Raw genomic sequence first — 22,881 nt, forward strand, 5'->3', positions numbered from 1 at the left:
GGTCAGCGTTTCCACGTCATGGCGTGACCAGCCGGTGAAGAACCGGCACAGGTCCGCGCCTAGCCGTTGCCAGTTGCCGGGCCAGAAATAAAAAAACCGGTCAGGTAGTCAGCGGCTTTCGCAAACTGGCTGATCGGCATCTTGAGGACGGCGGCCTTGGGCCATCCGCTGACCGCTTCGACCAGGGCGATCTCCGCCTGCAGGAAGGCTTCCGGCGTGCCCTTGGCTTCCGCCGCCTTCATGATCCGGCGTTCGCGCACCGTTGGCTCACGCAGCGTCATATCGCTGAATGTGCGGCCGGTGGCCTCGATCGGGTCGGGGAAAATTAAAGAGAAGGATGGGGCGGTGTCCGGTTCTTCATCGGGCCTGCGCCGCGCGTCCTCCTCGAATCCCGTGACGAACACGACAGCACGGTCGAGGATGGTGCTGCGCAGTTCGATGACGGCCCGTTCCGGCACGCCGGAGATGCGCGCCACCAGACCGATCTGGGAATTGTAGACCGATTCCGGTGTCATCTGCCGGCCCATGGCCTGTGCCGCGCACAGCACATGGTACACGTTGGGTTCATGCAGGCGCAGTGCCTCAAACGTGCCGGCCTTTTTCACCTCAAGCGGCGGGTCCAGGTCGATGACGAGGGTGTTGTCCCCACCATCTTCCTGTTCATCTTCCGCGCCGGCCGGGATCACGATGGCGAGGACTTCCTCATCGGTGGGCTGGCTATGGCGATGATGGCTCACGAGACGATATCCTCGGTCACGGTGTCACTTTCGACATGCAGTTCGAACGTGCCTTCCTGCGTGTTGACGGTGATGTTTTCGGTCTGCCAGCCGGTGTTGCAGGTGATGACCTTGCCATTGGCGCAGACCAGCACGACGGTCAGGTCGGACGCGCCCTGCAGGCTGCTGACCGGGTAGTCCCTGCGGTCACGGCAGGTGGCGCTGATGAAGCCCTGGCCGGGCATCTGGGTGAAACCCTCGACGGCAGACTGGCCCTTGGCGGTCTCATTGACCGGGCCAGAGGCCTGCCACTGGCCTTCGCCCACAACGTTGAAGGGGATGCCGTTGAGGGTGAGGGTCGCGGTGCCGCCAAGCGGCCCGCGATAGACGGTTCCGGACATGGCGGCTCCTTACGATTTCACGAACTGGCAGTTGCCAGCGATGACCCACAGCTGGTTGGCGAAGTCATAGGGCATGAGCAGGAAGACCTGCCCGCCACCCTGATTCTGCGCCTGCAGGTTGGTGGCGAAGGTGGCAGCGTTCTGCGCCCACAGCTGCGTGCACTGCCAGCGGTAGCGCGCGGCGCAGGCCTTGCCGATCAGCTGGGCCGTGGTGGCCTTGGCCCCCGCCGGGATCTTCGTGCCGTCCGCCACCAGAATGAAGCCGCCGAACATGGAGGCCAGATAGATGCGCATGTCCTGCAGGCAGATCATGGCCGTCATCAGCGTCTCGATATCGAGGTAGCTGTTATCGGGCACGCCCTCGGCGTTTTCCTGATAGGTGGTGAGCAGGCGCTCGATGTTGACCGTGCCGCTGTCGTCCACCGTGAAGGTGGACATGCCATCCCACAGCAGGCTGTTGCGCTGGGCCAGGGTGAAGCGCCCGGCATCGGTGGGTGGCATGACCGTAAGCGCGACACCCGTGATCGGAATGGCCGGGTTGGTGCGGACGCTGACTGCTACCAGTGCGCCGACCTGCGCCGCCCAGACCATGGGGCTGGACGGGCTGTCCGATACCGGCATGACCGTGGTGTGCGGATCGTTCTGGGTCAGGCCGAACGTGGTGGCTTCCCCATACGTGCCCCGGTAGGCGGTAATGCCGTGGCCATACAGCTGGTTCATCGGTGCCCAGCGGCCATCGGTATTGTTGAACAGGTTCTTGAACTCTGTCAGGCTGGCCGTGTCGGTGTAGGGATGGATGAACAGGTCGTACACACGGTCACCCAGCGTGGCGAGTGCTGTGGCCAGCGTGGTCGGGTTCTGCGTGCCGCCTGCCATCTGGCCCAGCGTGACCGACACGCCCGTGGGCAGGGACTGCCCGCCAGCGGTGCCCAGCAGGTCAACACCTAGCAGGATGTCGTTGCCGCACAGGCCCTTGTTCAGCGCCGTGACGTTGATCTGCCCCGCCGTGGTGGCGTCCACCGCCAGCGAGACCGGCAGGCCGGTGACGGCGGCAGCAGCGGTGATGACGTTCTCCGCAATCGTCGCGGCCGTGTCGCCCGCCGTGACCAGCGTGGGGATCAGCTGGTCGCCCACATACAGGCACAGCGTGCCGGATGCGGATGCGGGGCCAGCGATGGCGAATGAGCCTGTGGCCGCTACAGACGCGGCGTCATCGGCCAGCGGCAGCACCCAGACCTCGCCCAGCGGGTCGAGGGCGAAATACTGCGCCACCATGATCGCAGCCTGCGACCCGATGCCGTACAGGCCCTGCGCATCGCTGATCCCGGCGGACAGGCGCGCGGTGCCCGCAAGGGCCGCGCCGGTCGTGGTCTGTGCGATGATCAGGACACGACGGCCGTAGGACGCGGTATTCGCCTTGGAATTGTCCAGGGCAAAATAAAAGCCGGGCACCCGGTTGTTGGTCGGGTAGCCCGGCACCGTGATGGAGCCGCTCATGCGTGGACCTCGGCAGGTTCAGGGGTGGCCGCCGCGCCGCCCTGGATGGGCGCGGGCGAGGGGGCAGGGATTGCCGGTGCTGCCGATGCCGCAGGCGGCGTGGCCTTCACCACGTCGCCATTGTGCAGGCACAGCAGCCAGAAGCCCGTGTCGGGCACGGTTTCACCTGCGGCCTTGAGCAGCCGCATGGTGCCGGGCCACCGCACATTGCGGCCCGGGGCGGGTTTTACAAACATGTGGGGGACCTCAGTTGAGGGTAAACGGCACCTGCATATCGGCGAAATCGGGATTGCCGTTCGCCTGCATCTGTCCGGTGACCTCGGTCAGCGGCGTGCCCGCAGGGGGATAGTATTCGATGTATTCCAGACCGAACAGCATCCGGACTTCGCCGGTATGTTCGCGGGTCTCGCTGTTCACGATCAACTCGGTATTCAGCGAGGTGACCTGGGTGATCATCGCCTGCAGATCCACATCGAGCATGATGGCCAGTTCGATCTGTTCAGCCAGCTGGTCCAGATCCGTGGCGACCTGTTCAGGGGATGCACCGCACAGCTGACCACGGATGGCCAGCGTGGTGACCCGCGTGAAGCCGGGCTGGTTGCGACCGGTCGTGGTGCCCTGATCACGCGGGGCGGTGACGAGGATGGCAGGCAGTTTTGCGATCGGCAGCGGCAGGCTGCGGTTGACCAGCACATTCGCGCCGACCAGCGTCTTGGCTGCGATCAGCGCCTGCACGGCTGCATCGCGCAGCTGCACGCGGTAAAGCGTCATGTCGTATTGATGTCCACAAGGTTCAGTTCCAGACACGCACCGCCGTGACTGTCCGGCTGGACCTCGCGGATACTGTATGTCTGGCCATTGATGACGAACTCATCGCCCTGGGCAGGGGGCACCGGGAAGTCCGACAGCCTGACCCCAAGGCGGGGCAGGCTGGTGGTGATGTCCACAGGCGTCGTGCCAGGGAAATCCCCCTGTGGATCCAGTCCCCTGAAACCCTCATCGAATATGCCGTTGATGGTTACCGGATCGGATAGGGACTGGGACTGCCACTGGTAGGGATTGGCGAAGGCGTCCAGGCATGGCCCGAGGACAAGCTGCCCGAAATCGATGCTCAAGCAGCCGGGGGCGTGAAGCCCTGCTGCATGGATGCAGGCGGCGGCGTCATGACGGGCGCGGGCGGCAGCGGCGCATTCTTGACGTGGTCGGCAATGCCGGCGGACACGGTCGCGGCGTTTTCACGCGGGTCATTGGCGAAACGGGCGATGCCGCGTCCCTTCCAGAATGCGGCCGTCTCAAGGGGAACCTTGAGGCGGGTACCAATCGGATAGGGGGCCTTGCCCGGTTCAGGGTAAACCGGGATCAGGGTAAGAACCTCGATCCCATTGTTCTTCTTGTCGTCAGCCATCTGTCAGCCTCACAGGGTCGGGGAGGGAACGTCAGCGCCGGCAGCCATGACGGTGGCCGCCATGCATGCGTTGACTCGCGACGGGATGACAAGGGGTGCCGACTGCATCAGCAGGTTGATGGTCGCCGGGTTTTCCTTGTACCAGAGCTTGGGGGCATAGGCGAGCGGGCCATAATTGAAGGCCGGATCCATGATCAGGCCATAGGCGCGCGTGCCTTCCACACCGGGACCGCCAAGGATGACCGTGCCATCCGCGATCATCGGTTCCTCGACATCCGTCACCGGATCGACGTACCAGTCGTTGTAAAGGTAGAGGTCGAACTGACCCCAGCGGCCCATATACATGGCCCCCTTTACGACGCGGCCACCCAGATCCGCGCTGGAATCACCGGTGCGGCCGGGCCACACGATGGCGTTCAGCACCTTCGGGTCGTTCTTGAACGCGTTCCAGGTGGAATTCGTGAAGATGACCTCGGTGGGTGCGGCACCGGACTTCTGCAGGACCAGCGCAGCCCAGGCGGTGATGTAGTCCGACGGGTAAACGCCGGTCTGCCCCCACTGCGCGGTGCCGGTCAGGGCCACGGTCAGGGCCGGATCACGCTGGAAATCCACCACGATCGGGTCGGGGTAGCCTTCGCCGACGACGGTGATCTTGCCGCTGACCAGCGCATTGGCTGCCATCCATTCCTGCCGGCGCAGGATCATGTCCACCTGGTCGGCCATTTCCCATGCGAGATTGGCTTCCAGCCGTTCCGCCGGGGACATGCCGCCCATCAGGCGCTCGCCGATCGCACGCCGCACGGGCTTAAGCAGGTCGGGGTTGCGCCAGTCCTTGATATAGGCCGGCTTGAACAGGTTGGTCTGCCACTGGCGGCTTTCCACCAGCTTGCCTTCGACCAGTGGGGAGCAGAAGGGGGCCAGACGCCGTTTACCGACATCGACGTCGATCGCGACTTCCGGGGCGTCCGATTCCACCATGTTGGGGAACATGTGGTCGAGCAGGAAGCTCTGCGCCGTCTTGAGGTTACGCACGAAATAAACCAGCTCGGCGATGTCGTACGCGCCAAGCATGGCGTTCAGGGAACCCTGAACGCCAGCACTACCGGTAACAGAACCTGCCACGGTGTAATCCTTGATTTCTATGGAAGAGCGAACGATCAGACGATGTCGTTCGAGAGGCCCGTCTTGATGAAGATGGCCCACTGGCGCAGCGCCTGGGTAAGCGCGTCGAGCGTCCAGCTGCTGTCGTAAGTCATGTAGTTCGAGTTGAACTCGCCCATCTCGTAGATGGCCCCGGTCTGGGTCGCGCCCGCCGCCGTTTCCACGGCATCGACCATGATACCGCATGGCGTCTGGCTGCCGTCGGTGGCCGTGGCCACGGACAGGATGTATTCACCGGTGGCCGTCACGCGGCCAACCACCGCGCCGCGGGGCAGGGTCTGGCTGGCGCCGAAGGTGACGGTGCGCGTGACCAGCTTCATGTTGCCCGCGACCAGCTGGTCGGGGACAAACAGGGTCGAACGGGCCTGCGGATAGAAGCCGTAGCTGTTGAGGGAACCGGACATCAGCCGTTCTCCTTATCGATCGCCGCGCACATGGCGCAGGGACGCGCCAAGGCGTGCGCCGGGGCGGTTCTGGTTTTCCGATGCGTCCTGCGTGGCGGGTGCCACGGCATTGCCGCGCATGCGGCTGCGCAGGGACGGTTCACGCTGCACGGTTGCCTGCGGCGCAGGCGCGGGCATCGATGCGACGGTGGCGTCGAGGATGCCGATGGCCTTGCTGCGGGGCAGGTTCGTGCCGAACGCCAGTTCAGCGGCGGCGGCCGGGTTCACGGCAGCAGAGGGAGACATGAAGATCGCGGCGCAGCGGCCACGCTCACGCGCGCGGGCGGATGCCTTGGCGTCGTCCTTCTCGTCTTCCTTGTCGCTGTCATCGTCGCCTTCCTCGGCGGACGTGTCTTCGCTGTCGGTGTTGTCGGCCTTCTTGCTGGCTTTCTTGCCTGCCTTCTTGCCGTCGGTGCCCTCTTCGTCCTCGGGGTCTTCGTTGGGGTCGTCACCTTCGGCTTTCTTGCCGTCGGTGTTCGTCTTGTTGTCGTCTTTGTCGTCACCCTCGGCACGGGGCTTGAGGTGTGCAAATGCGCTGGCGCCGGGTTTGCGCGGTGCGGACATGTAATGGCTCCAGAAGGGAGAGATCAGCCGATCGTGTCGAGCAGTTCGCGGAATGCCGCCTCTGCCCCCATCACGGCATCGGCCAGGCCGGCATCGACGCCGCGCTGGCCGAGGAAGGTTCCGGCCTGTGTGGCGCGCACACGGTCGGCCGGAATGTCGCGGTTGCGTGCAACCGTGGCGACGAACAGTTCACCCATCGCATCGATGTCGGCCTGAAACCGCCTGGCGGCCTCTTCCGACATGGTCGTCGTGGGATAGGAATCTGTTTTCTGGTCGCCGAACTGGAAGGTCGTGACCTTGATGCCGGCCTGTTCCAGCGCGCCGGTGATGTCGACATGCATGCCGACCACACCGATCGAACCGACCCCGCCCGTGCGCGGCACGATGATCGTGTCGGCCGAACTGGCGAGGGCATACGCGGCGGAATAGGCGCTTTCGTTTACGATCGCGACGATGGGCTTTGCCCCGCGTCCTTCGTAAATGCGGTCGGCCAGATCAAAGCATCCGGCGACCGTTCCGCCGGGGCTGTCGACCAGGAGGACAATGGCCTTGACGGATGGCTCATCGATGGCCTGCTGGAAGGCGACATTGATGTCCTCGTAGAACGTCGCCCCGCTCCACCACCAGCCGGGGCTTTCACCCGGCAGCAGCACGCCGGAAACGGGGATGACGGCCACATCGGAAATCACGGTGCCCAGCACAGGGTCACGGTCCGCCTTTTCCTGAATGGGGCCGAACATGGCCATATCGTCCGAACCATGCGCCAGCAGGTGCCGCACGACCTCCATGCGGTCAGGCGTGAGGGCGAGCGGGCGGCCCAGCATCCGCTGGGCAAGCGCGAGGCTCTTCATTCTGCTTCCGGTTTCCTGTCGGTTTTCGATGCAAGGTTCTGCCCGGCCCATTCCGGGGTGGGCAGGTTGCGGTCCTTGAACGCCTGCACTTCGATGGCGCGTTGATCGAGGGTTTCCTCCCAGTCCGCGCCTTCGTTCTCCGCGCATTCGGTCTCAAGGGTGGAGAGGCCGGCATCCATGCCCAACACGGCACCCTGTTTCTCCGCCACCGGATCGATCCAGCCACGGCCGGGGCCAAGCCAGATGGCACGGGCATAGGCCGCGCGCGCCTGAATGAACGGGGGCGCGCCGCGCGGCAGCGGCAGGGCATCCTCTTCCATGGACTCTTCCAGCCAGGACAGGCGGATAAGGGTCGGAAAGCCGATGCTGAAATCATCGCGCCGGCGCTTCATGGTCTTCCATGCTTCCAGCAGGGATCCACGGGCGGACGAATAGTTCACGTCCGACCAGTCATTGCTGACCTGCATGGGCGAGAGGCCCGCGCCACTGGCGACGTTGTTCAGCACCGCGCGCTCGAAGTCGCGGAAGTTGCTGGCCGGTCGGGCTGCCGATACGGTGTTGATCTTCTCGCCCGGGAACAGGATCGGCATGCGGGATCCCGCAAGCGAGATGTTCCGATGCTGGTGGAAGGCGATGCGCTGGTCCTGATAATAGGCGAGCTGCTCGTCGCCACCTTCTAGCCCCTCGGCCGTCATGGCGGCATCGAACGGGCTTTCGATGTAGGCTGCGAACGTCGCGTTGATGATCGCGGCGTCCAGTTCGGTCCCGTCGTATTTGATCAGCATTTTCAGGCGCTGCAGGACGGGCGTCAGGATGCCGGCACCGCCGCGATGCTGGGAGCCGCGATGATGCTCGAACATATGCACGACATTGGGACGGCCCCAGCCGGTCTCCCGTTCGTAACGGTCCCATGTGACCGTGTCGGCCGCGCTGTACCAGTCCGCCTGATGGGCCTTGCGGATCCAGTAGGCAATCGGCGCGCCACTGTTCGGGTCAATCTCGACCCCGTTGCGCAGGTTCTTCAGGTCGAAGGTCTGCTGCGGGTTGCTCAGGCGGTCCGGATCGATGATCTGGACGGTCGTGGCATATTGCGCGGCACCAAGGCCGACGCGGTCCTCCATCCATGGCAGCAGTGCCAGGGCATCGCCATCCACGATCAGATGACGGAAGGCCAGATGCATCTGCTGGCCAAAGGTCAGCATGCGCTCGGTATCATTGTAGCGCAGCGGATCGTCCGCCCATGTGCGCCAGTGGGCATCCACGGCCTGCGCGTATTCTTTTGCCCAGACCGCGTCGAAAGCGGGGTTGCCGCTCAGGCGGGCGAGGGCGCGGTAATCAGGCTTCGATATGGGGCGAAGCTTGACGCCGATGGCATTGTCCAGTGTCCGTGTAACAGCCCCGGATGCCCAGCCGTCATTGCGGACCAGGTCACGCACGCGGCTGACGATCCGGTCACGATACGGGCTTAGTTCCGTATCGGCTGACCCCAGATAAGGCTGCCAGCCCTGCATGCGCTGGCCGTAAACGTCGGCCGCATCATACGGTGTACCGAAGGGCGAGGTCAGCGCATTGATGATGCGCCGGCCGGGGCCGGATTTTGGAACCAGAGGCGATGCCATCCTGCGGATGAAATCACCGACGCCCATCAGAATACGGGCCTCAGTGCCCTACGGCGCACGCCGGGGATACCTAGCTGGCGCTGCAGTTGCTGGATCAGCATGGTCAGGCTGGAAATGGAGGCCTGATTATAGGTGACAGACCGGCTGCCATCGCCCTGTGCGTAGCTGACCGATACCACCTTCTGACCGGACTGGAGTGCAATGAGGGTCTGCTGCGCGGTGCTTAGTGCTGCCTGCAGCTGGGCCTGCGACATGCCTGCCAGAATGCTGGTTGCAGGATTGTAGGTGGCCTGCGGCAGGAAGGGATAGGGACTGCCCATCATAAAGGGGCATCTCCTTTTTGACCGGATCAGGGCAGGCGTTCCGCCCATGATCGTTTGCGTTTGGATCCGTCAGTTGACTGCGGATCCCGTTGCGTGACGGTGAGGGATTGCACCACCATGCCGTCATGCAGCGGGCTGCCATCCTCCTGCACCGGTTCGGCTGAAGGTGGCGGCGGGTGTTCGACCTTTTCTGTCGCGATGTCATCGGCTTTCTTGTTCAGCCTCAGACCCAGATACAGGAGGCCGCACAGGGCCGCGTAGCTGTAGACCGCGAGATCAAGCGCCTCGTTCGCGCGGCCGGGGATCTTCTCCCAGACGCGGTATGTCTGGCCGCCCTTGGTCTTCCGGACGGACCGTTCCGCCACCAGCTGGGCGAAGTAATTGATGTCACGGTCAGCCGGGAAATGCATGTATCCGGGTGCTGGCTCACCGGGTTCCGGCTGGGACAGGTGCAGGCGGCTGCGGATCACGTCCTTCGCCGCGTTGACCCCGATGATGACAGGGCGGAAAGCCGCCTTGTTACGCGCGCTGGGACGCTTTGTCGGCCAGACCGGGGATCTGGCCCCGCCACGTGCTGACTCGCCCTTCACGGCCCATATCTTGCGGCCCAGTCGTGCGCGACAGAACTCGTAGACCTTCTGGGTATGGTGGCCACCTGAATCGATGCAGGCGGCGGACACGCTGAACGGACGGCCATCAGCACGATACCACTGCCGCTTGAGAACCGCGTCCACTCGTTCCCACAGTTCGGGGCCGTCCGGATCTCCCTCGATGACGATATGGGCGATGGACCAGCGTTCCTCATTCCGGCCCCAGCCCACGATCTCCAGTTCGACACGGTCGTCCTGGGTGTCGCCGCCGGCTGTCAGTATGGCTACGCCGTCCGGAACTTCCCCGGGCCAGACTTCCACGCGGGCGGCCAGGCTGATTTCATTCAGCGCACCGTCGCCGCGATCTTCGTAAGCCTCGCCCAGCGTTAGGTTGATGAAGGTCTGGCGCTTGAGCGGGTCGTTTTTGACGTCCAGCCATTCTGCTACCAGCTTGGTCCAGCTGGCATTCGGGAACAGGGAGTAACCTGCCCAGATGTGGAAAGAGGCGATGCCCTTGAACGGGGCATGCGCTACCCATTCCCCGGCATCGATCATGCCGGGCTTGTCGGCCTCCTCGATGATGCAGCCATTGTGCCGGCACACGTAATGTGCGGTTTCCGGCAGATGGTTGCCGTCCTGGTCCTTGTCCCACTTGATGCCGTGGGCCGTGTCGGGGCCGCCCCATTCCAGAGGCTGCTTTTCCCCGCAATGGGGGCATGGCACGTAGTAGCGCCGCTGGTCGCCCAGATCGTACAGGCTCTCGATCCGGCTCAGGCCCGCGATGGTCGGGGTGGATCCGGCCGCGATCTTGCGGTTCCAGAATGTCTCCGACCGCTTGGCACCCAGCGCGATCTGGTCACCTTCGCTTCCCGCGCCGTTGACCGGGTAGCCGTCCACCTCGTCGAACAGCACGATGCGGGCGGTGATACGACGGAAGCCGCCCGGGCTGTTCGCTCCCACCAGCGTCAGCGATGACCCGTTCAGCAGGGTCTTCTTGAGCAGCGTCTGGGACGACGAACGCGACTTGGGATCGCCCGTCAGGGCTGCCAGGACGGGCGTGTCCCGCAGCATGGGAGCGATTTCGCTCTTGCTGTAGTCCTCGGCATCCGTTTCACGCGGCTGCACCAGAAGGATCGGGCAGGGATCCTGCTGCAGGTAATAGCCGACAGCGTGGTCGAGGATCTTCGTGTAACCGACGCGGGCGGATTTCTTGACGTAGATCCGCTCGACAGCCGGATCCGTGAAGGCATCCATGATGCCGTTCTGGTAGGCGAAGGCCTCGAACCGGCCGGTCTCCGCGCTGGACTCCCGCGAGAGGACGGCATACTTCGCCGCCCACTGGCTCAGGGTCAGGCGCGGCGGCGGCTTGAGTGTCTCCCGGCGCACGCGCGCCAGTTCAGCCCGGAATAGCTTCAGCCCCCGCTCATAGAGGCTGCTGCCCGGTGATAGGATCGCCATCCGCAGTCAGTTCTTCCAGGACGCGTGTCACTAGCGTGGTCAGACGGTCCTGCACTTCGGCTACGGTCTTGCAGCGGTGCAGGGACGGGGCTTTCTCAGCAGCCATGGCGAGCAGCTTGGTGCGGACGCGGGCGTATTCCTCGCCGACGGTCTCGACCACCTTCGAGCTTTCAACGACCTTTCCAGCTTTCAGGTCGTATTCCAGCTTGCGCATGAGCGCCTTGTAGTTCTTCTCAATCCGGTTGGCTTCCTGCGTCGTGTAGGGAGCCAGTCCTTTCTCGATCTGCTGACACGCTTCGTCCGGTATCAGGTCCGGCCGCAGCTCATTGATGGGTGCAACCTCATCTGCAACCTGCAACCCGGGTTGCACCTCTGGTTGCAGGTCAGGTTGCAGGTCCGTGCGCTCGGCAAGCCACTCCTCGAACGACGCGACGTCCACGCGCTTGCCGTCGGAAACAATCCTGCCAGACGCTAGATGTTTTTGAATTGCCGCACGGCTTACGCCTGCGCGGCGCGCGGCTTCACTCTGGCTGATCGAGGATTTTTTCACGGAAAGTGCAACTGCAACTGCAACCTGAAAATTTTATCTCAGCTAGAGATCGTACGGGCTCGCGCAACCCCGCGATGCGAAAAGTCGCAGGAAGGACCCAAGGCATTCCCTACGCGGGGAGGGCGACCCTCCCGTGCATCTGGGCTGTCCGTGGGTCAGCGGGCCGTGCGGATGGTTTTCAGGATCGCCGCCTCGATGACCTTCGGGCCTTCACGCTGGACCATCTCCGCCGCGCGCTGCTCGAAGTCGAGATGCTTGTCCACTGCCTTGTTCGGCCTGAACATATAGAGCAGTTTCAGGCGTGTCGCGCCCTTGGTTCCACGCGAGCCGTCACGACGTGTCCCGCGTGACGGACGTTGCCAGATGCCACGAATGCCACGGACGGTGCCCGCGAACACGTCAGGCCGTGCCAGCAGCCGCTTGATCAGCCCGCGCGGGATCTGCCCATATGCATCGGTCTTGCCATCCACCGGCACCAGCAGATCACCAGCGCCATCCTTGGCACCGACCCAGTGGTCGCCCCCGGTTTCATATGGCGTCAGGTATTTCGCCTGCTGGTCCCGCAGCGACACGACCGCGGTCGGATCGCTTTTCGTCGCCTTGTCCACCTGCGTGGCGCGTATAGTGAAGGGGCGCGGATGATCGAAGATTTCCGACATCGCGCTGTTCTCCAGCCGCATGGCATCGAAGGCCAGGGTGTTTACGGCGATGGACGTGGCATACGGGATCTGCTTTTGCATGTCTGACAGATCACGCTGGATGCGTGATGTATCCAGCGTGATGCTGAAATCACCCATGGTCAGAAGTCGCAGCCACCGCTATCGAACCCGCCGCTGCTGCCGCCGCAGTCAAAGCCACCACCGCTATCGCCGCCACCGCTGCTGTAGTCGAAACCACCGCCACTGGATCCGGCGTCGCTACCACTGCCTGAGAATGGATCAGGAGCGGGAGCCGGTGCCGGGGTGCTGACGTCGCGTTCAATGACCGTGTCATGGTCGCGACCGCCTATCATCGACCCGGCGATACCGCCCAAGAGCGCACCTTCGACAAAGTCAGATCCGCCCGAACGACCGGAACCGGTATTGACGATGACGGGGGATGCGGGGGTACTGCCATTGTAGACCGGGTCGCGATCGCGACGTGCACGACGTCCAAACGGGTCAGAAGGATCGCCATAGGTGCGCTCCCCGAGACGACTACCATCGGACGCAATGCAGCTTGCGAAAGCAGCCTTGGGGCTTGCGCCGCTCGTCTCGGCTTTTTGTCGGGTATCGGCGGCAACGGCCCGGGCAATCTGGTTATCATGTCCGCGCCGGATCCGCTCCATCTGTTCTTCATGCCGCTGATCGATCTGCATCTTGATCAGCTTGGCACGCCGATCCGACCAGGACAGCCATACAAACATGGCAACGATGACGACAATGAACAGCAGGCACACGAACATGAAGCCCGTGCTGATGTGTACATGGTGCGTGGGGTGCATAAGGGTTTCCCGAAATGGATAGGGTCAGACCGAAGTGATCAGCAACTCGGCCGCAGGCTTCTTTTTCAGACCGACCGAATAAGTGGTCATGACTTCCTCGATCTGGAAACGAGCGAAAATCTCCCGGATTTCCGGCACATCATTGATCGACATGATGAAGCGGCCTTTCAGGCTGCCCAGCAGGTCAGCAATCCGGCCAAAGTCATCAGGCGAGAAAATGCTCTTCCCGTAATCGTCCTCACATCCCCAGTAAGGCGGATCGAGGTAAAACAGCGTGCGTGGCCGGTCATACTTGGTGATCAGCCGTTCGTAGGGCAGGCATTCGATAACCACACCAGACAGGCGCTGGTGGACTTCATCCAGCATCGGTCCGAGCCGCGTTACGTCAAAACGGGCAGAACTGGCGACAGCTACGCCGAATGTCCGCTCCATTGGTTTTCCGCCGAAGCGTGTACGCTGCAGATAAAGGAACCGTGCGGCACGCTCCAGATCGGTCAGGCTATCCGCGTTCATGTCCAGCAGGCGCTGGAACTCGTCCCGGCTGGTCAGCTGGAACTTGAGCATGTCCATCAGGGCTTCATAGTGCCGATTCAGGATGCGGAAGAGGTTCGAGACGTCGCGGGAAACGTCGTTGATTACCTCGCCTTTTGCGCGGAACGGCCGGCGCAAGAACACACCGCCCATGCCGATGAAAGGCTCGACATAGGTATCATGGGGCACCTTGGCGATGCGCTCGATGACACGGGACGCAAGGTTACGTTTGCCGCCCAGATAGGGGGCAACAGGCGACACGGGAGTCGCCGAAATTTGTCTATGTGACATTGAAATGATACTCGAACGCCCGTTCCTTCACAGGAACCGGGGCGGGGGTTTCCCGTGCGCAGCACCACCTGCGCGGTTTGGTTTGTCGCAAGCAAACCAGCCCTCGCCCCCAAACCTGTGAGGCGAAGGAAACCGTCCGACCGGACTAAGTCCGGGCGTGATCGAGCAAAGCGCGCCCTATGCCTTGGCGCGCCTGCCTACCGAATCCATCATTTGCCGGAACGCGTCAAGCACGTGTTTATCATGCCCGCGCAATGTCCAGCGGCACCTGTCGGAAATCATCTTCCGCCCGGTCGCGCTCATGGAAGCGGATGTAAGCCTTGGTTGCATCAATGCGGATGCTGTCGGAAATGGCCTGCATCGCGCGCAGCCATTCCTCATCATCGATATTGAGGCGGCGCAGGCTGAGGATCTTGTCCGTGCGGATCTTGCCCTCTTTGCCGACCTCGAACGCATCCGTGACAATGACGCGCAGGTTCTCGTCGGCGCCCTTGGACCAGCGCCCCAGACAGCTGTCGATCAGCGACTTCGCGGCCTGCAGTTCCGGTCCAAACGAAATGGAATCGCCCATCGCGATGGTGAGCTTCTTCAGGCCATCGTAGCTGGTCAGCGTGATGTTGCCCTTCTGGCCGCCATAGGTGGTGCCATACTTCTCGGCAATGAGCGCCAGGACGGTGCGAATGTCCTCGAACGCCTTTAAACGAAACCCACTGAGGGCCTTGCGCAGATCGGCAGCGCCGCCGAACAGTTCGCGCACCAATTCATCCACCATCAGGTGTTCGGGCTTAACCTTGTCGCGCGGCACAAGGCGCCCGGCGGAATCCTGCATGTAGCTTTCGGGCACCATCACGCGGCCTCCCACTGCGCACGCCGCATGTTGGCCGCGCATTCCGCTGCGCGATCGCTGGCCCAGATCTTCACGCCGGGACGACGGTCACGACCCGCAATACGACGATAATGCGCGGCGGCACGCTCCCAGACGGTGACATCCGTTGCGGGCTGGCGCGGCTTGCGGCTCGGCTTCATGAGGCTTCCTTGCTTCACGGGTGAGGGGACCGGCGCGCATGGCGCTACAGGTCCAGAAATTTCCCAGCGCCCGCGCCTTCGCGTGCGTGGCTGTATCGTGTCGTGGTCGCCAGCGATGTGTGGCCCAGCTGCTGCTGCACCACATGCGCCGGCGCGCCATTGTCCTGCATGTGGCTGGCGTACGCGTGGCGCAGCCAGTGCGCGGAAACCTGCGATGGCAGGCCTGCGCGCTTCGCGGCCCGCTTAACGGAGCGGTGGACCGCATCGACGCTAAGCGGACCGCCATCGTGGCCGGGGACCATCGGCGCTTCTGGCCGACTATCAACACGCAGCGCCACGATCTCCTTCCACACCTTGGCGGGGATCTCGACGGTTCTGTTCTTGCCGCCCTTGCCGAACACATGGGCGACGCCGCCCTGCTGGCGGCGCTTGAGGTCTTTCCACCGGACGGCGCAAAGCTCGGAGATACGCAGCCCGGTGGCATACAGGACGCGCAGCATGGTGCGCCTGCGCGGATCCGTTTCCCCATCAATGAGGTCACGCACCTGTTCCTGCGTAAGGATCCGCTCATGCAGGCTGTCGCGCATCTTCGGCACACGGACGGCAGGCCCCACATCGCGGGGCAGCATTTCCATGGCAGCGCCGTAGGACAGCAGCGACTTGACGGCCATCAGCTTCCGCCGTCGCGTGGCGTCCGCTCCCGTCAGGCTGTCGTACCAGCTTTGCAGGTCGGCCGCCGTCACCTGCGCCAGTGGTTTGTCCACATGCGCAAGGAAGGCGCGGACATCGCTTTCATACGCGCGGCGCGTGTTCGCACCACGGTTGTGAAGCCATGTCTTGATCAGCAGATTGTCGGCCGAGTTCTGAGGGGCTTTTGGGGCCTCATCAGTGGACGGCATGGCGCGGTCTCCGCTAACCATATGATTTCATTATAAAACGGGGTGGTTAAGCCCCCCTGAAATCCGCCAGATAACTGGTGTTATCTTGCGGCTATCAGGCCCCTGCATGGGGTTATCTTGCGGATGCCCGATCCGGTGCTGCCAGATAACTTTGAGTTATCCTTGCGGCTATGGGGCGCGCCAGATGGCGATGCACAGCATGGGCTGCGCCACGATCCATCCCGCGAGAATGAGCAGATCGAAGAACCGGACGATCGGCATTGCGCTCAGTGCATGTATCAGACCAGTCATTATTTGCTGTTTCCATAAACGCCATAGTGTCCCAGCACGCCCAACATTATGCTGATGGCAATCACGACGATTGCGAAGGCAACTGCCCACCACACGATGGACGGTAGGTGGCCATGTATTTCCATCGAATGGAGATTCATTTTCACCAGATCCTTGCTATAATCAGGCTTATTCATCCTCTGGTCCGTTCAGGGGGTGGAACAGAAGGCCGTCGGTGTTTGCCCACCGGCGGCCTTTGCTTTTTCAAGCAGTCATTGTTTTACGGGCATGGCTGTGAACAAACACAGCCATGCCAGAAAATCTTTTGCGGCCCATGGCAGCAAGATTGGCGAAACAGCAGCAATTTAAGGAACCGTAATTGTCGCTTTTCGCCTCGTTATCTACTTGCACGGTAAGCACAGTCACACGGAAATGGCTTTTGCGTCCTGTCACATGAATATCGGCAGAAAACTGCCAACTCGAACCGGAATACATGGCGATTAAGACGGTTTTCTACGAACCTTCCATTATCCCAGCGAAGGCGCGCCAACCCGCCGCCCGCGACTGCCCATCATGGGACCGAAGGCCAGTGTCGATTTGACCAGGCCGGCGGGAAGCCGCTCAGTCTGACGGGCGATTTCTTCCCGACGGATGGCGTTTACGATGGTCGTCACGACAGCGGGGGCCACGCGGCCTGCAAAATGCTGGGCTTCCCGACTGACCCACTGGCGATCCCCGCACCGCGCAACCGCGTCATGGAACATGACCTGCGAGGTCAGCGTGCCGATCCCGACATCCGCGCGATGACGCGGGAAGGGGTTCCATTCCAGCGGCACGACCAACAGACGCTGCTTTGTCAGGGTCACGACAATGCCATGCCGGTTACCGCGCACGACAATATCGCCGCGCGACAGGGTCGGCAGCTGTGATTTCATCTGATGGCTCTATGTTGGGAACGCCCGAGCGGGCATAAAAAAAGCGTGGCGTCCACTCTCTGGACCCACGCATAACGATAGTTTGCCACAAATGACTTAAAAGCGGTGGCACGTCAACCTTTCCATAAAGGTCCCGGCATCCCGTCATAATGTTCGGAAAGCTGTTCCAGCAGAAAACACAGCGCACCTGACGTGTTGCGTTTGTCCTGTTTCAGCCGTGCCGCCATATCATTGAGGGACAGCCCATCGATCATCAGCAGCACCAGCAGCTGCTCGCCGCGCGCACCGATGCGCTGGCGGATGTAGTTGCGGCGCGCGGCAGATCCCATGCGCCCGATCATGGCGTCATGAATGTCACCGCGTTTTGCACCGTGTTCCATTTCCGGATCGGTTCCGCCCAGGGCACTGATTTCGTAATCGGTTGCCCAGAACTGGGCAGACTGGACCTGCCCTTCGGTAATCGCCTTGGAACGCAACAGGCCATACAGCCCGGCGCACCGACGCCAGACCTCGACAGGGCGGGATTTCTTGGTGATCTCGACATCCACCAGCGCAAGGTCATGGTGGGCGATACGTGTCTCCGACGGACGGAAATCGGGACGGTAGGCGGACTGAGCGGGCGACTGTGCCCGACGACGGGAAAGGGCGGCGACTGACACGCGAAGCCTTTCAGTAAGCAGGACTCCCGGCGTCATCGTCTCTTTGCGGAACCTGCTGCATCTGGGCATCAGGCAGGATCGATCAGCGGCCAGGAATTGGCCACAATATATCCCTCTTTTGTACACAGGTCAGTAGCCGAGTCGCCAATTCCTGTTTTCCGCCAGTTTTAATGGGTGCGGACCGCCATAGACCGCGAAATAATCCACATGCAGGCTAGGCTGGTACCAGCCGGTTCATCTGCGCCAGCGTGTTTTTCCATGACCGGTAATCCGATGGCGTGCCAGGCGCGATGACAAACCGCGCCGCACGATCATGCATCAGGCGGATATGCCCCTTGCTGGTCAGGCTGCCATGCCGGCCTTGGGCACGAGCACGCGCGATCAGTTCGCGCACATGCTTGTGCCGCCGCATGTTCATGCCGCCACGTCCTGCGGTCGGTAGGCATCCAGATAGGCGTCAAGGGTCAGTTCAGGTGGCTTGCCAAGGCTGGCGGCCGTCTGTGCCCATTCCTGCTTGGCGCGGCCGTAGTCGCCCAGTTGCTGCATCAGGTCAGACCATTTGCGCCGGTCTTCGGCCAGATCCGCGCGGGCCTGCTTTTCCCATTCCTGCATGACCGGAGATGGCGGCGGTTCAGGCAGGTCAGCTGCAATCTGGTGTTGGGACCAGGCCGCCTGCACGGGCTTGTCGAAACAGCCTGCGTGCTGGGGAACTTCCCGGTTTTCGTGCATGTCAGCCGTGTGATCGGTTATCGCCTGGACAATCACGGCTTCCGGTATGCCCTGTTGAAGCCATTTACGGACCATGCCGATATGCCGGCGCGTGCTGTAGCTGGGGAAGCCTGCCGCCTCCATCACCGCCTTGACCGTCCGATCGATGGCGCCGCGTTCGATGACGGCATCGGTTTGGGGCAAACCGGTTTCGACAGATTCAGATATAGATGAATTAATATCCTTATCTTTATCTATATCTACGGAAACCGAAGAACCTAGTTTTGAAACCGAACCCCCAGAAACCGAAAACCGATTTGGATTTTGGTTTCGGTTTTCGGTTTCTGCCGGTTGGGTGGCCGGCACAGACACCATCAGCGGCATGTGGCGCTGACGGACGGTGTCCTCGGCTTCCTGTGCGCGGCGGGCGCGTGCCTGCTCCGGTGTTTCCCCTTTGCGTGGGCGGCCACCATTGCCACCATTGATCCGGGCCTTGTAGCCGCGCAGCGTATCGTCCGCAGGAATGGCCCCGGCCGCCTGCGCAGCCTCGAACTGGCGCAGGGCCTCGTCCCGCTCGGCACGCCGCCGCGCACGCTCCTGCCGGCGGATCTCACGTTGCAGCAGATGGGGGCTGTACAGCGCGCCATCATCATCCCGCGCGGCAAAGCCCCATTGCTCGATCATGGGCAGCGTGCGGGCCAGCACGTCCGGGCTTTCGCTTATGAAGGTCGCAACCTCGGCATCCGTCAGCATGTGCGTGCCGCTGCGCAGCACGATCATCCGGTTGGCCTTGAGCGTGTCGATCAGGGAATGCGCCACGCCGCGCGCCTCGGCTGGCATGGTGCGGATCATGGACCACGGCGGCACGACCCCGGCGTCGAAATCGGCAACTGTTGGCAGGGTCGTCATGCGTCGCCTTCCTCAGCCTGCGGCGGGCATTCGTGCGGACAGTCCGCGCACCGGGCGCGCAGGCGCTCCAGTTCGGCTGTCGCCAGGCGCAATGCCTGCCGGTTTGCGATCAGGTGGGTGATGATGCCTGTCAGGCCATCAGGCAGTGCATAGATCCGGGTCAGGAACAGGCTCAGGGACGGAAAACTGCTGCCCCGGTCCAGTCGCAGCCCAAACCCACGCCCGAAGTCCAAAGAGATGCCCCGTGGCAGTTTTATTCGTTTGGGCATTGCCTACCTTCATCCACCAGACGGAAAATTTCGTCGCGTAGCTCGTCGCACTCGATCATCAGTTTCATCAGTTCTTCGCCACGCGGGGCGGAGACACCATCCAGCCAGTTGCGCACGGTGCGCGGACTGGTATCGATCCGGCCGGCCAGAAGCTTGGCGCCGTTCCGGATCCGTCCGTACTGGCGCGTCAACACGCCCCGGACCGTGTCGCGGTAAACAGCGGCCGTCATAAAATGAATCTTCTGAGTGCAATTTGACCAATTCTTTCCCACCCGTTTCCTCCATGATCTCTCTCAGCAACAAGTGAGATCAGGACCGGGTAGGAAAGGGGTCTATATGAAGCAGCGCATGTCCCAGCCATCGCGGGTGAGGGACGGGGCATGCGCTGCGCCAGACCTGATGCCGCCATCATGCTGACACCTCATTCTGTTCAGGATTGCCCAGGTCCGCAGCCCGTGCAGGGGCCGCGAACACACGCACCGCATGTTCACCACACCACACACGACGCACGCACGCAGGCCTGCCGCAGAACGCGGGCCGCACGCCATGGCGCACGGTCCCCTCGATCCACTGGCAGGTTGCGCCGCTGGTCATGGCGGTGGGTGAATGATGGGTCATCAGGCCGCCGCGCTGACCGGCGACCACGACACGCAAGGGAAGCCCTTTTCGTCATAATGCACCGCGCAGACATGACCGGCCTTGAAAAGCTTTCCAAGCTTCGACGAGATGTCTTCCGCAGTATTCGTTGCAATCATGACCAAGAGAGGATCGGCGGGAAGGCGGCCCTGCCAATCGAAATCTACGCCGTCATCAGCGATCTTCTGACCCTCCAGGCGCAGACCGATCTTGGCCACGTGCGCGAGCATCTGTTCGATCACCCGTTTTTCGCTTTCGGTTTCGGATACAGCGCCAGCGTCCGTGTCGCCCTGGTCATCTGCGGTCGGCTTTGCTTCGCCTGCAGCACCCTTCGCCACCGGCGTATCCAGCACCGGTTCATTATCAAGCGTGCCCAGACCGGCGAAGACACCGATAACCGGCTCAGATGCGTCATCACCCGCGTCCGTGTCGTCATCCATCGACGGCACATTGCCAGTCATGATGTAATCGTCGAACGCAGCCGCGTTCGTGATTACGTCCTCGGCTTCATAAGTGTAGCCGGCCGCATCGGCATGCCGGATGGCCATGTCCAGGCACGCCGCGCGCCTGTTCTGGGCACCGTTAAAAAAGCTGAATCCCTTCGACATGAGGGCGATTTCCTATTCAGACAGTTGGAGGAAACGGGGATGGTGCCGCGTCTTCATCGGACACCTCGGAAGGCAGCATTCCGGACAGGTACTGCTCGAAAATGCATGCTGCCTTGACGATCTCTTGCGGGTCCTGCAGCCCGACATTCTGGGCGCGCGATATGCACTCGCGCCGCAGCAGGCCGCGCCTGCGCGCGGGCCACTTCCACGGTATGAGCAATGCGCACCAGAAGCTGGGAAATGCCGGTGCGATCGGTTCCGGATCACGAACGACGAAAGGACGCGGCGGCATCGGCGCTTTAGCCACGATGCTGCCCTTTCTGCGTTGCCTTGCTACCCGCAGCGCCGGTTGCCGCCCCCCCACGCAATGCTTTGATTTTCGCGTTGAGTTGCCGCGCACGGGCAAACAGACGCCTGACCACCTCATCTGTCTTCAGGGCATCTGCCAGAGCAGGGGGACGAATGCCATGCATGAAATCGGACACGCCACTCTGCCCGGTGACGATCTCCAACTTTTCACCGTCGCGTTCTGCCAGGGCGGCATCGAAGTCATCGGGACCAGCAGTTATGCCGGGGGATGACATGACGCCATCCCCCGTATCCTCTACTTTGTCTGCTTCCACACAAGACGAAGCAGAGGAATCCCATGAGACATCAGTTAACGATTGTGTCGCTTTCGATCGAACAGGATCTGAGTCCAGATTCGCGAACGCCTGCCTATCAGGTCGCTCTGACCGTTGCGGTGATAGACGAGGAAAGCGTGGAACAGCGTCAGTCAGGTTACGAACCCAAGACGCGCTATCTTGGGTCATCGACTGTTCTAATCGAGACCGAGCTTCAAACCCTTCCAGCCACAACGCCAGAGGAGTGGTTGGACTGGGCGCGGTCGTATCTGACTGCGCGCTTTGCAGCGCCCGCAGCAGGAACGCCATCTGCCGAGGACTGATCAGAAAAATCAGATCCGGGTCAGTGTTGGAAACTTCCAGTCCATTGACCCGGATTCCAAGTGCGTCGATTTTCATGCTGCCCCCCGACCTGCCATTGCCACGCGGGCAATCAGCACCATTGCAAAAGCATCCCGGCCTTCCGGCTGCGTGGCCAGATATGCGTGGGACAGTCGTTCGGTCCGTTCAGACGGAGAATTCGCAGACATGGCGCGGCGAATGCTACGTTCAGCATTCGCCATGTGGTCCCGCGCCTGAGTAATGGAATAATCAGACATGAGTTCTTTCACCTTCCGCCTGAAATGTCCGCATTGTCGGTCGGACTCTACTTTCAGGATTGGATCGCTGTTCAGCCCCGCTGCAGAGCCAAAAGACGCGCAATATTTCTCGATAGCAGCCGTGTGCGGCAACTTGACTTGCTACGGTCCTGTCGGATTGCGTGTTGAGGCAATAAGAAGGGATATGATCTTTCAGGCCGCGCTCATGATTGCGCGAGGGCTGCCTATCACCCATGGAATCCCGCAGGATATTACCCTGTTTATCGAAATATTGGAGCAGTGGCCGCCCGAACCACAGCCCGACATCCCAGAATTTTTGCCCAAAAAAGTAAGTAACGCGTTTATACAAGCCGAAGAGACGCGTTTGGGCGGTCAGAACCTTCTTTCGGGCGTTGGGTATAGAACGGCTCTGGACCTTGCGACGAAGAATATTAATCCTCTCGCTGATCCCAATAAAATTGAAATGCTGGGTCGACGACTTGGGCGTCTCTCGAATGAAGGGCTGCTGGCTCCGGCTATTGGCGAATGGGCGGAACACATCGGCTATTTGGGCAATGTGGCGACACATGATGGCGACGAACTGTCGAACGCGGAACTGGATGACCTCGCCAACCTCACGAAAATGACGCTGATTTATCTCGTCACATTGCCTGAGATGATTAAGCGTATGCGCGGGGAGGCTACCGCGGATAACGGGCAGCTTGATCCCGATAGTGTAGCCCAAAAGACCGCACGATGGCTGAACTTCAGTCCGAAACTGGGCAAGAGGAAAAAAAAGTGACGTGCTCACGCCGTCCCCCGCTGCCCCCCGGTGCTCTGTCATCATGCGCAGGAACGCACCCTTGCGGGCCAGTCGA

Annotated in this window: 35 protein-coding genes; 1 reads left to right on the forward strand and 34 read right to left on the reverse strand. The window is 62.0% G+C overall.

Going from position 1 to position 22,881, the window contains the following annotated elements:
* Positions 1-59 precede the first annotated feature (59 nt).
* The 34 genes from AC1RQ9_RS04090 to AC1RQ9_RS04255 all read right to left on the reverse strand — a co-directional run bounded on the left by AC1RQ9_RS04090 (position 60) and on the right by AC1RQ9_RS04255 (position 22,024).
* Entirely contained in the window at positions 60-737 is a 678-nt protein-coding gene (locus AC1RQ9_RS04090) for a phage tail assembly protein (RefSeq protein WP_485985667.1), read from the reverse strand.
* A complete protein-coding gene (locus AC1RQ9_RS04095; protein ID WP_019085795.1) occupies positions 734-1,117 on the reverse strand; it encodes a phage tail tube protein in 384 nt (127 codons plus the stop codon). Before AC1RQ9_RS04095 ends, AC1RQ9_RS04090 begins: the two co-directional genes overlap by 4 nt.
* Positions 1,118-1,126: 9 nt before the next feature.
* Positions 1,127-2,614, reverse strand: a complete 1,488-nt coding sequence (locus AC1RQ9_RS04100; protein ID WP_485985668.1) for a phage tail sheath subtilisin-like domain-containing protein — start codon at positions 2,612-2,614, stop codon at positions 1,127-1,129.
* Positions 2,611-2,850, reverse strand: a complete 240-nt coding sequence (locus AC1RQ9_RS04105) for a DUF2635 domain-containing protein (protein ID WP_485985669.1) — start codon at positions 2,848-2,850, stop codon at positions 2,611-2,613. Before AC1RQ9_RS04105 ends, AC1RQ9_RS04100 begins: the two co-directional genes overlap by 4 nt.
* Positions 2,851-2,860: 10 nt before the next feature.
* The gene (locus AC1RQ9_RS04110; RefSeq protein ID WP_485985670.1) at positions 2,861-3,385 is read right to left on the reverse strand and encodes a hypothetical protein; all 525 of its coding nucleotides are present in this window, start codon (positions 3,383-3,385) and stop codon (positions 2,861-2,863) included.
* A complete protein-coding gene (locus AC1RQ9_RS04115) occupies positions 3,382-3,729 on the reverse strand; it encodes a head-tail joining protein (protein ID WP_485985672.1) in 348 nt (115 codons plus the stop codon). Before AC1RQ9_RS04115 ends, AC1RQ9_RS04110 begins: the two co-directional genes overlap by 4 nt.
* Positions 3,726-4,019: a hypothetical protein gene (locus AC1RQ9_RS04120; RefSeq protein WP_019085790.1), complete on the reverse strand. Its 294-nt coding sequence runs from the start codon at positions 4,017-4,019 to the stop codon at positions 3,726-3,728. The genes AC1RQ9_RS04115 and AC1RQ9_RS04120 overlap by 4 nt, the downstream gene beginning before the upstream one ends.
* Positions 4,020-4,028: 9 nt before the next feature.
* Positions 4,029-5,141 (reverse strand): major capsid protein, encoded by a 1,113-nt coding sequence (locus tag AC1RQ9_RS04125; RefSeq protein WP_332827983.1) that lies wholly within the window; start codon positions 5,139-5,141, stop codon positions 4,029-4,031.
* A gap of 35 nt (positions 5,142-5,176) precedes the next feature.
* Entirely contained in the window at positions 5,177-5,584 is a 408-nt protein-coding gene (locus AC1RQ9_RS04130; RefSeq protein WP_485985673.1) for a head decoration protein, read from the reverse strand.
* Between the two features lie 12 nt (positions 5,585-5,596).
* Positions 5,597-6,187: a hypothetical protein gene (locus AC1RQ9_RS04135; RefSeq protein ID WP_485985675.1), complete on the reverse strand. Its 591-nt coding sequence runs from the start codon at positions 6,185-6,187 to the stop codon at positions 5,597-5,599.
* A gap of 23 nt (positions 6,188-6,210) precedes the next feature.
* Positions 6,211-7,038, reverse strand: coding sequence for a S49 family peptidase (locus tag AC1RQ9_RS04140; RefSeq protein ID WP_485985676.1), 828 nt, complete (start codon positions 7,036-7,038; stop codon positions 6,211-6,213).
* Entirely contained in the window at positions 7,035-8,684 is a 1,650-nt protein-coding gene (locus AC1RQ9_RS04145; protein ID WP_485985677.1) for a phage portal protein, read from the reverse strand. The genes AC1RQ9_RS04140 and AC1RQ9_RS04145 overlap by 4 nt, the downstream gene beginning before the upstream one ends.
* The gene (gpW, locus tag AC1RQ9_RS04150) at positions 8,684-8,980 is read right to left on the reverse strand and encodes a gpW family head-tail joining protein (RefSeq protein ID WP_485985679.1); all 297 of its coding nucleotides are present in this window, start codon (positions 8,978-8,980) and stop codon (positions 8,684-8,686) included. Before gpW ends, AC1RQ9_RS04145 begins: the two co-directional genes overlap by 1 nt.
* Positions 8,981-9,006: 26 nt before the next feature.
* Entirely contained in the window at positions 9,007-11,028 is a 2,022-nt protein-coding gene (locus tag AC1RQ9_RS04155) for a phage terminase large subunit family protein (protein WP_485985680.1), read from the reverse strand.
* On the reverse strand, positions 10,994-11,578 hold the full coding sequence (locus AC1RQ9_RS04160) for a helix-turn-helix domain-containing protein (protein ID WP_141260444.1): 585 nt from the start codon (positions 11,576-11,578) through the stop codon (positions 10,994-10,996). Before AC1RQ9_RS04160 ends, AC1RQ9_RS04155 begins: the two co-directional genes overlap by 35 nt.
* Positions 11,579-11,733: 155 nt before the next feature.
* Complete coding sequence (locus tag AC1RQ9_RS04165) at positions 11,734-12,375, reverse strand: hypothetical protein (protein WP_485985681.1); 642 nt, start codon at positions 12,373-12,375, stop codon at positions 11,734-11,736.
* A gap of 2 nt (positions 12,376-12,377) precedes the next feature.
* Positions 12,378-13,061, reverse strand: a complete 684-nt coding sequence (locus tag AC1RQ9_RS04170) for a hypothetical protein (protein WP_485985683.1) — start codon at positions 13,059-13,061, stop codon at positions 12,378-12,380.
* 24 nt (positions 13,062-13,085) lie between these two features.
* On the reverse strand, positions 13,086-13,853 hold the full coding sequence (locus tag AC1RQ9_RS04175) for a DNA adenine methylase (RefSeq protein ID WP_485985685.1): 768 nt from the start codon (positions 13,851-13,853) through the stop codon (positions 13,086-13,088).
* Between the two features lie 271 nt (positions 13,854-14,124).
* A complete protein-coding gene (locus AC1RQ9_RS04180) occupies positions 14,125-14,733 on the reverse strand; it encodes a DUF3164 family protein (RefSeq protein ID WP_485985686.1) in 609 nt (202 codons plus the stop codon).
* Positions 14,730-14,909, reverse strand: a complete 180-nt coding sequence (locus AC1RQ9_RS04185) for a hypothetical protein (RefSeq protein ID WP_485985687.1) — start codon at positions 14,907-14,909, stop codon at positions 14,730-14,732. Before AC1RQ9_RS04185 ends, AC1RQ9_RS04180 begins: the two co-directional genes overlap by 4 nt.
* Before the next feature lie 44 nt (positions 14,910-14,953).
* Positions 14,954-15,829, reverse strand: coding sequence for a tyrosine-type recombinase/integrase (locus tag AC1RQ9_RS04190; RefSeq protein ID WP_485985688.1), 876 nt, complete (start codon positions 15,827-15,829; stop codon positions 14,954-14,956).
* A gap of 147 nt (positions 15,830-15,976) precedes the next feature.
* Positions 15,977-16,099, reverse strand: a complete 123-nt coding sequence (locus tag AC1RQ9_RS04195) for a hypothetical protein (RefSeq protein ID WP_485985689.1) — start codon at positions 16,097-16,099, stop codon at positions 15,977-15,979.
* Positions 16,099-16,275, reverse strand: coding sequence for a hypothetical protein (locus AC1RQ9_RS04200; RefSeq protein WP_485985690.1), 177 nt, complete (start codon positions 16,273-16,275; stop codon positions 16,099-16,101). Before AC1RQ9_RS04200 ends, AC1RQ9_RS04195 begins: the two co-directional genes overlap by 1 nt.
* Before the next feature lie 330 nt (positions 16,276-16,605).
* Positions 16,606-17,013, reverse strand: a complete 408-nt coding sequence (locus AC1RQ9_RS04205) for a hypothetical protein (protein ID WP_485985691.1) — start codon at positions 17,011-17,013, stop codon at positions 16,606-16,608.
* 113 nt (positions 17,014-17,126) lie between these two features.
* Complete coding sequence (locus AC1RQ9_RS04210) at positions 17,127-17,672, reverse strand: hypothetical protein (RefSeq protein ID WP_485985693.1); 546 nt, start codon at positions 17,670-17,672, stop codon at positions 17,127-17,129.
* A gap of 214 nt (positions 17,673-17,886) precedes the next feature.
* Positions 17,887-18,090: a hypothetical protein gene (locus AC1RQ9_RS04215; RefSeq protein WP_485985694.1), complete on the reverse strand. Its 204-nt coding sequence runs from the start codon at positions 18,088-18,090 to the stop codon at positions 17,887-17,889.
* Entirely contained in the window at positions 18,087-19,289 is a 1,203-nt protein-coding gene (locus AC1RQ9_RS04220) for a hypothetical protein (RefSeq protein WP_485985695.1), read from the reverse strand. Before AC1RQ9_RS04220 ends, AC1RQ9_RS04215 begins: the two co-directional genes overlap by 4 nt.
* On the reverse strand, positions 19,286-19,558 hold the full coding sequence (locus AC1RQ9_RS04225) for a hypothetical protein (protein ID WP_141300207.1): 273 nt from the start codon (positions 19,556-19,558) through the stop codon (positions 19,286-19,288). The genes AC1RQ9_RS04220 and AC1RQ9_RS04225 overlap by 4 nt, the downstream gene beginning before the upstream one ends.
* Complete coding sequence (locus AC1RQ9_RS04230) at positions 19,543-19,788, reverse strand: hypothetical protein (RefSeq protein ID WP_019085768.1); 246 nt, start codon at positions 19,786-19,788, stop codon at positions 19,543-19,545. The genes AC1RQ9_RS04225 and AC1RQ9_RS04230 overlap by 16 nt, the downstream gene beginning before the upstream one ends.
* Before the next feature lie 178 nt (positions 19,789-19,966).
* Positions 19,967-20,176 carry a hypothetical protein gene (locus AC1RQ9_RS04235; RefSeq protein WP_200409965.1) on the reverse strand — a complete coding sequence of 70 codons (210 nt, stop codon included), beginning with the start codon at positions 20,174-20,176 and terminating at the stop codon, positions 19,967-19,969.
* Entirely contained in the window at positions 20,176-20,802 is a 627-nt protein-coding gene (locus tag AC1RQ9_RS04240) for a hypothetical protein (protein WP_485985697.1), read from the reverse strand. The genes AC1RQ9_RS04235 and AC1RQ9_RS04240 overlap by 1 nt, the downstream gene beginning before the upstream one ends.
* Positions 20,803-20,818: 16 nt before the next feature.
* The gene (locus tag AC1RQ9_RS04245) at positions 20,819-21,109 is read right to left on the reverse strand and encodes a hypothetical protein (RefSeq protein WP_485985698.1); all 291 of its coding nucleotides are present in this window, start codon (positions 21,107-21,109) and stop codon (positions 20,819-20,821) included.
* Positions 21,102-21,824, reverse strand: a complete 723-nt coding sequence (locus AC1RQ9_RS04250) for a hypothetical protein (RefSeq protein ID WP_485985699.1) — start codon at positions 21,822-21,824, stop codon at positions 21,102-21,104. The genes AC1RQ9_RS04245 and AC1RQ9_RS04250 overlap by 8 nt, the downstream gene beginning before the upstream one ends.
* Positions 21,821-22,024: a hypothetical protein gene (locus AC1RQ9_RS04255; RefSeq protein WP_485985700.1), complete on the reverse strand. Its 204-nt coding sequence runs from the start codon at positions 22,022-22,024 to the stop codon at positions 21,821-21,823. The genes AC1RQ9_RS04250 and AC1RQ9_RS04255 overlap by 4 nt, the downstream gene beginning before the upstream one ends.
* Between AC1RQ9_RS04255 and AC1RQ9_RS04260 the strand changes: the two genes are divergently transcribed.
* Complete coding sequence (locus tag AC1RQ9_RS04260) at positions 22,023-22,805, forward strand: DUF4145 domain-containing protein (protein WP_485985702.1); 783 nt, start codon at positions 22,023-22,025, stop codon at positions 22,803-22,805. The two genes, AC1RQ9_RS04255 and AC1RQ9_RS04260, sit on opposite strands and share 2 nt — an antisense overlap.
* Positions 22,806-22,881 lie beyond the last annotated feature (76 nt).

Source organism: Komagataeibacter ossonobensis, assembly GCF_057359305.1.